Genomic DNA, 7,712 nt, shown 5'->3' with positions numbered 1-7,712 from the left:
ACCGGATGCTGGAGACCATCCGCCAGTACGGCCGCGCGCGGCTCACGTCGTCGGGCTCGGGCGCGGAGGACGCCGTGCGGACCCGTCACCTGGAGCATTACGTGCGCCTCTCGCAGCGGTACTGGGCGGAGTGCTTCGGCCCGCACCAGCTCGACTGGATCCAGCGGCTGATCCGCGAGCACCCAGATCGCCACGTGGGTGGTCGAGCACCGCGCCAACCGCTGACCTCCGGTGGAAGCCGGAGTGATACCTGCGCCGGCGGGCGACGCATCCGCCGGGGCTGCGGCACAGGCGGACCTCGCCGTCCTCGCCGGCCCCGACATCGGAGGAAGAAGGCGCTCGTCGCGCGGATCAAGGTCACCTTGCCCCGGTGAACTGCCGCTCTCCCTGAGGCGACACCGTGTCCGGGGCGGTGTCAGCGCGGTGACTGTTCGGTGTCAGGGCTGCGGGTGATCGTGATCGTCGTGATCAGTTCAGCGATCGCGGCCTCGGGGCCGCGAAAGGCGTTCCAGGACAAGACCGTGCTCGACGGCGTCGACCGGGAGTTTCCAGGAACAACCAGGGGTACCAGGAACAGCAGGGTCCGGATGCCGCGGTTCTTCCGGCGGGTGGGGGTCGCGGCGGTGGCAGTCACGCTGCTGGCCGGGGTGGTCGCACCCGGGGTGGCGACCGCGGCCGGCAGTGCAGTGCCGGAGGCTGCTGCCGGGCAGGATCGCCCGGAGCTGCAGGAGGCCATCCTGGCGGTCGTCGATGCCGGTTTCGCCGGGATGCAACTGCGCGTGCACGATCAGCAGGGCGAGTGGGTCGGCAGCGCCGGGGTGCGCAAGCTGGGCGAGACCGCGAAGCCGCCGACGAACGGGCGGTTCTGGATCGGAAGCAGCACCAAGACCTTCACCGCGACCCTGGTGCTGCAGCTGGTGGCCGAGGGCAAGGTAGGGCTGGACAGCCCGGTGGCCGGCTACCTGCCCGAGCTCGGGCTGGACCGGCGGATCACGGTGCGGATGCTGTTGCAGCACACCAGCGGGTTGTTCAACTACACCGGCGACTACGACGACAACGGGACGTACGAGCCGGGAATCCCCGCCGCGGGCAAAGTGTGGGTGGACAACCGGTTCCACACCTACCAGCCGCAGGAGCTGGTACGGCTGGCGCTGTCCAAGTCGGCGCGGTTCGAGCCGGGGACGGACCAGCGCTACACCAACACCAACTACACGCTGGCCTTGCTGCTGATCGAAAAGGTCACCGGCCGCTCCTACGCCGAGGAGATGCAGCGGCGGATCCTGCGGCCGCTCGGGCTGCGGGGCACTGTGGTGCCGGGCGCCTCGCCGGAGATCCTCGGGCCGCACGCCCACGGCTACTACCGCTACCAGGACGCCGGCCAGTGGAAGGTGGTCGACGTCGCCCGCCAGAACCTCTCCCTGCTGGCCGGCGCCGGTGACATGATCTCGACCACCCAGGATCTCCGCACGTTCATCTCCGCGCTGATGGGCGGCAAGCTCCTGCCGGCCCCGCTGCTGGCCGAGATGCGCAAGCCGCACGGAAAGCTCGGCTACGGCCTTGGGCTGTGGGTGCAGGACCTGGGCCCGAACTGCGGCGGCACCATCTTCCAGCACAACGGCGGCCCGCCGGGGGGCTACGGGGCGCTGATGTACAGCACGCCCGACGGCAGTAAGACCCTCACCGGCTCGCTGACCACCGGGGACGCCGCAATCGACCTGGCAGAGGAATGGCCGAAGGCGGTACAGAGGCTCGTCAACGTGGTGTTCTGCGGCGGACAGGCCGCGGGCTGACGGGGCCCAACCGGCTCAGTCGACAGGGCTGAGCACCGCGGACCCGTACGGCGTGGAACTGACGGCCGTGTCCGTCTTCGCCGAGAACTGCTCGTGCTTCTCGCACACCACCCCGGCCGCACCGATCCAGTGACACGGACCGTCCCGGTCGGTACGGGCGTGCGTCTTCTCCGGAAGTTTTCAGATCTCCAGAAAGAGGGTTACAGCATGGTAGGCACGACAAGCGGGACAACCGGACAGGGACACGTTCGGCGCCGGACCCTGTTGGGGGGCGTGCTGGCTGCCGGCGCGCTCGCCGGCCTCGCCGGCCGCGGCAGCGCCTCCGGGAGCGCCTCCGGGAGCGTCTCCGGGGGCGGTGGTGATGACTGTGTCGAGGAAGGCTGGGGAAAGGTCGCCGACGCGTTCCGCGCGAACTTCAAGGAAAACCCCGGCGAGGTCGGCGCGGCGTGCAGCGTCTACGTGGGCGGCCGCCCCGTCGTCAACCTGTGGGGCGGCCTCGCCGATCGCGAGGCGAACCGACCGTGGGGCAGGAACACCATCGTCCAGGTCGCGTCCACGACGAAGGGCGCTACCGCGATCTGCGCCCACATGCTGGCACAGCGCGGTGAGCTGGATCTGGACGCCCCGGTGGCCCGGTACTGGCCGAAGTTCGGCGCAGGAGGCAAGGACCGGATCCCGGTGCGCTGGTTGCTGTCGCACCAGGCCGGTCTGCCGATCGTCGACGGACCGCTGACGTTCGAGCAGGCGTGCGCCTGGGACCCGGTCATCCGTGCACTAGAGGCGCAGAAGCCGCTGTGGCAGCCGGGCACCGAGCACGTCTACCACGCCGTCACCTACGGGTTCCTGGTCGGGGAGGTCGTGCGTCGGATCTCCGGCAAGTCACTCGGCACGTTCTTCGCCGACGAGGTGGCTCGTCCTCTCGGACTGAGCGCCTGGATCGGGCTGCCCGAGAAAGAAGAGCGACGGGTGGCCCGGCTCCACTACGCCGCTCCGTTCTCCCTGGAGGAGCTGATCGCCGGGATGATCGCGATTACCGGGCTGGATGCGGACACGATCACCGCATGGGTCAACGCCATGTACAGTCCGGGCTCGGTCCAAGCCCGCGCCGGCGAGCTCGGCGGCGCCTTGGACAACACGACCGAATATTTCACCACGCGTGCCTGGCGCGCGGCTGAGTTCCCGGCCGCGAACATGCTCGCGGACGCGCGATCGGTGGCACGGATGTATGCCGCCACGGTGAGCGACGTCGACGGGGTGCGGCTGCTGGAGCCGTCGACGGTCGAGAGGATGACAGCCGTCCAGACCGACAAGACGCCGATGCACGGGCTGCCGCCGGGGCTGAACATCCCGGCTGATCGCTCCTTCTACATGTCGCTCGGGTTCTGGCGAGCCTGCCCACCGATGCCGATGGTCGGGCCGGGATCGTTCGGCCACCCCGGCTCCGGCGGATCGATCGGCTTCGCCGACCCCGACGCCGGTGTCGGCTTCGGCTACGTCACGAACCTCTGGAACTTCCGGCCCGACGACCCGCGGGCGTCGAACCTGGCCAAGGCCGTCCGATCCTGCCTCGGATGAGTTGTTCGGACCAAGTTTGCGGACCGCGAGGAATTCGAGGGGAAGGAGCCATTCGTTCGGGCACAGCCGACCACCGCTGAGCAGCGGTCCCCGAACGCAGGCGTCCACGGTCCCGGCACGTCCGGTAGCGGTCGGCGCGGACTCCGCTGACCGGACGGCCGTGCCGCGCTGTGCGGACTTGCGAAATCGGACGCCGACATGGCCGCGCGGTAGCGTGGTCGGGTGCCCGACGACACGTCGCGGGGTGAGGAGCGGGTCCGCACGGCGGAGGTCGTCGCGGCGCTTTCCCTCGCGACGGACCTCGGTCTCGGGGTGCCCCTCGAACACGGTCTGCACAGCGCGCTCATCGCGGCACGGCTCTGCGACAGCCTGGGTACCGACGCCGGGACAACGGCGCAGGCCTACTACGCCTCGTTGCTGTACTACGTCGGTTGTACCGCCAACGCGGGGATGGCGGCGAAGATGTTCGACGGGGACAACGCGCTGACGACGTACGGCGTCCCGGTCCGGTTCGGGTCGCCGAGGCAGACGTTGGCCGGGATGGCCCGCGCCGTCGCGTCACCGGGCCGCCCCCCTGTCGTGCGCGCGATGCGGATTGCTCGACGACTGCCGAGGCTGGTGCACGAGTTTCCCGCTGTCGTGGCCGCCGAGTGCGACGTCGCGCAGATGCTGACGCGCAGACTCGGCCTCCCGTCCGCGACGTCGGCCTTGTTCGTGCACGCGAACGACCGTTGGGACGGTCGGGGTGGCGGCCGGGGCGCTCAGGGCGACGCGATCCCCCTGCCTATGCGGATCGTCCACGTCGCCCGTGACGCCGCCTTCCAACGCATGCTGGGAGGCGACGACCACGCGACCAGGGCGGTGCGCGGCCGCGCCGGTGGCGCGTTCGACCCGGACGTCGCGAGGCGCTTCGCGGACCGTGCCGCCGAGATCCTGGCCATCGATCCGCACACCTCGGCCTGGGCGGACGCGCTCTCCTACGAGCCCCGACCGCACCTCGTGCTGGAAGGGGAGGCCATCGACCGCGCGGTGAGTTCCATCGGCGACTTCGCCGACCTCCTCTCGCCACACCTGGTCGGTCACTCGGCAGGTGTCGCCGAACTGGCCGCAGCCGCCGGCGGGCGATGTGGACTCCCCGCCGAGGAGATCCGCGCGCTGCGGCGGGCGGCCCTCGTGCACGACCTGGGGCGGGTCGCGGTGCCCGTCCGCATCTGGCAGCACGCCGGCCCGCTGTCACCGGACGACTGGGAGCGGGTCAGGCTGCACGCCTACCACACCGAGCGCGTCCTCAACCGCGCGCCGTTCCTCGCCGCGCTCACCCCCATCGCGGCTTTCCACCACGAACGTCTCGACGGCACCGGTTACCACCGCGAGGCCACCGCCCCGGTACTGGGCGTGCCCGCTCGTGTGCTCGCCGTGGCCGACGCGTACCACGCCATGACGGAGCCCCGGCCGCACCGTGCGCCGATGTCGCCGGAACAGGCCGCCGAGACGGTCAGTGCCGAGGCACGGGCCGGCCGACTGGACCCCGAGGCGGTCGGCGCCGTGCTCGTGGCGGCCGGTCAACACGTCCCGCGGATCCCGCACCCCGCCGGGCTGACCGACCGCGAGCGCGAGGTCGTCGTCCTGCTCGTCCGCGGCCTGCAGACCAAGCAGGTTGCCCGAGCCCTCGGGATCTCGGTCAAGACCGCGGACCACCACGTCCAGAACTCCTACCGGAAGATGGGGGTCTCCACGCGTGCGGGGGCGATGCTGTTCGCCATGCAGCAGGGCGTCACGGCATAGGGCGTCACGGCATGGGGAGAACTCCCGATGGGGTCAGCCCGCGTTCCGTCCTAGCGTCAGGGCCATCGGAAACGGCTTCGACCACAGGAGGCACTCATGTCCGCCTCGACCAGACGTCCGGCTCGCGTGGGCATCGTGGTGATCGCACCCGTAGTCCTGCTCACTGCGCTCAGCTACCACCCGCACCTCCCGGGACGCCAGCCGAACCTCGACGCAGTGGCCTCGGCCGTGGAACTCGACCCGTCGCGCTGGGCGGTCGCACACCTCGGGGCCGGTGTGGCATTCGGGCTGCTGAGCCTGGCGTTCCTCGCGGTCCGCGGTTACCTCCGCGAGGCGGGCGAAGATCGCTGGAGCGCCGCCGCACTGCCGTTCGTCATCATCGGGAACACTCTGTACGCGATGCTGCCCGGGATGGAGTTCGCGCCGCTCGCGGCGGTCGAGACGGGCGGGAGCGCTCGGGCGGCGCAGGAGGCGCTGGTCCCCTGGTTCGTCCCGTTGTTGATCGTCGGGGCGCTCGCCTTCGGCGTCGGGGTGCTCGGCATGGCGAGGGGCGTGGCGCGAAGCCGGGTTCTGAGCACCGGGCTCACGAGGCTCGTCGTGGTGGCGTTCGTCGTCATGGCTCTGTCGCGCTTCGTCCCGCTGTCCGCCGTCCAGTTCCACGTGCAAGGCGTCGCGGGACTCGCGGCTCTCCTCCCGCTGGCGTACGCGATGGCGAAGCAGCCCCATCACGCCGGCGAACCGGTGTCGCGGGAGCGGAACCACCACCTCAGCTCGTGAGGCCGGTTGGACGGCTCACGCGGTGCCGGAGTGGGGCGTCAGACCCACAATGGAACGATGACGGCCGATGGGCTTGAGCAGGGGCGCACGTCCTTCGCGCAGCGCTCATGGGGCGTCGCGTACACCCAGCTCGCGGCCGCCGATGCCGACACACCACTCGACCTCGACGACCTTGAACGATTCGGGCTCGCCGCGTACCTGACGGGCAACGACGAGGTGTCCGCGCGCGTGTGGACGCGTGCCCACCATGAGGCCCTTCTCCGTGACGATCCGCAGCGCGCCGCGCGCAACGCCGTCCTGATCGGTTCCGGTCTGATGTTCCGGGGCGAGGTCGCGCCGGCGATGGGGTGGTTCGCACGCGCCGGACGCGTGCTCGAAGGCTGCGACGAGTGCGCGGAACAGGCGTGGCTGCTCATCTGGAACGCGTACGCGCGGATGTGGGGCGGAGACCCCGCGGGGGCGGAGCCGGCATTCACCGAGAGCGTCCAGGCCGGCCGGCGCTTCGGCGACCTCGACCTGGTGACGATGTCACGACTCGGCCAGGGCATGTGCCTGGTCATGCGGGGACAGGGCCCCGCGGGCGTCGGTCTGCTGGACGAGGTCATGGCCGGGGTGACGTCCGGCGAAGTCTCACCGATGTACGCCGGGATCGCCTACTGCGCCGTGATCGGGGCCTGCTCCGACCTGTTCGACCTGCGTCGCGCCCGTGAGTGGACCGCGGCGCTCACCCGCTGGTGCGACTCCCAACCCGACCTCGTCCCCTATCGGGGCAACTGCCTGGTCCACCGGTGCGAGCTCATGCAGCTGCAAGGCGCGTGGAACGACGCGCTGCAGGCCGCCGAGCAGGCCTGCGACCTCCTGTCCGGACCGGTCGAGTGGGACACGCTCGGTGCGGCGTACTACCAGCTCGGCGAGCTGCAGCGGTTGCGCGGGGAGTTCACGAAGGCCGAGCAGAGCTACCGCAAGGCCGGTGAAGCGGGCCGCCGGCCCGAGCCGGGTCTCGCGCTGCTCAGGTTGGCGCAGGGACGGATCGACGTGGCGTCCGCCGTGATGCGGCGCGTGGTCGCCGAAACCGACGACCCGTCCGCACGGTCGCGCGCGCTGCCCGCGTACGTCGAGGTCATGATCGCCGCCGGCGATGTGCCGTCGGCCCGCACAGGAGCCGACGAGCTCGCGCAGATCGCGGGTGCCTTGGACGCTCCGTACCTGGACGCGGTGGCCGCTTCAGCCGCCGGAGCGGTCCTGCTCGCCGAACGTGACGCGCGATCGGCGTTGCGGAAGCTCCGCAACGCCGGATCGCTGTGGCGCGAGTTGGACGCTCCGCACGAGATGGCACGCGTCCGGGTGCTCACAGGGCTGGCCTGCCGCGCACTCGACGATCCCGAGACGTCCGACATGGAGTTCCACGGCGCGCGGACGGTCTTCGAGCAGCTCGGGGCCACACCGGATGTCGACCGGCTCGACGCACTGATGAGATCGCCGTACGGGAAGGCCCCCGGCGGCCTGACCGCGCGTGAGGTGGAGGTGCTGAGGCTGGTCGCGTCCGGCAGGACGAACCGCGCGATCGCGAAAGAACTCGGCCTCTCCGAGAAAACCGTCGCCCGCCACGTCAGCAACTGCTTCACCAAGATCCGGGTGCCGTCCCGCGCGGCGGCCACTGCCTACGCGTACGAGAACGCCCTGATCTAGGGGCGTGTGGACAGAACTACCCACGCCCTCAAGAGGAGGTCTGGGTCGTTCGTCCGAAGCTGTCCGGCTTTTCCGCGCTTAACGTCCGGTTGACAG

At 70.6% G+C, this 7,712-nt stretch carries 5 protein-coding genes and 1 pseudogene; all 6 read left to right on the top strand.

The annotated features are described in order from the left end of the window. A pseudogene (locus ALI22I_RS53075) lies at positions 1-374 on the top strand (hypothetical protein); the annotation flags it as partial. Positions 375-587: 213 nt separating this feature from the next. Beyond that, the gene (locus tag ALI22I_RS05030) at positions 588-1,790 is read left to right on the top strand and encodes a serine hydrolase domain-containing protein (protein ID WP_077004368.1); all 1,203 of its coding nucleotides are present in this window, start codon (positions 588-590) and stop codon (positions 1,788-1,790) included. A gap of 273 nt (positions 1,791-2,063) precedes the next feature. Next, a complete protein-coding gene (locus ALI22I_RS05025) occupies positions 2,064-3,365 on the top strand; it encodes a serine hydrolase domain-containing protein (RefSeq protein ID WP_238598108.1) in 1,302 nt (433 codons plus the stop codon). A 222-nt stretch (positions 3,366-3,587) separates the two neighbouring features. Continuing rightward, entirely contained in the window at positions 3,588-5,150 is a 1,563-nt protein-coding gene (locus ALI22I_RS05020) for an HD domain-containing phosphohydrolase (protein ID WP_077004351.1), read from the top strand. A gap of 96 nt (positions 5,151-5,246) precedes the next feature. Then, a complete protein-coding gene (locus tag ALI22I_RS05015) occupies positions 5,247-5,927 on the top strand; it encodes a hypothetical protein (RefSeq protein ID WP_143531972.1) in 681 nt (226 codons plus the stop codon). 57 nt (positions 5,928-5,984) lie between these two features. Then, positions 5,985-7,616: a helix-turn-helix transcriptional regulator gene (locus tag ALI22I_RS05010; RefSeq protein WP_077004349.1), complete on the top strand. Its 1,632-nt coding sequence runs from the start codon at positions 5,985-5,987 to the stop codon at positions 7,614-7,616. Positions 7,617-7,712: the final 96 nt, after the last annotated feature.

Origin of the sequence: Saccharothrix sp. ALI-22-I (genome assembly GCF_001984175.1) — a bacterium.
Lineage (GTDB): Bacteria > Actinomycetota > Actinomycetes > Mycobacteriales > Pseudonocardiaceae > Actinosynnema.
This window is presented reverse-complemented; position numbering and strand designations above follow the sequence as displayed.

Coding starts and splice junctions, on each gene's coding strand:
- ALI22I_RS05010 (WP_077004349.1), top strand. CDS start 5,985: ATGACGGCCGATGGGCTTGAGCAGGGGCGCACGTCCTTCGCGCAGCGC.
- ALI22I_RS05015 (WP_143531972.1), top strand. CDS start 5,247: ATGTCCGCCTCGACCAGACGTCCGGCTCGCGTGGGCATCGTGGTGATC.
- ALI22I_RS05030 (WP_077004368.1), top strand. CDS start 588: ATGCCGCGGTTCTTCCGGCGGGTGGGGGTCGCGGCGGTGGCAGTCACG.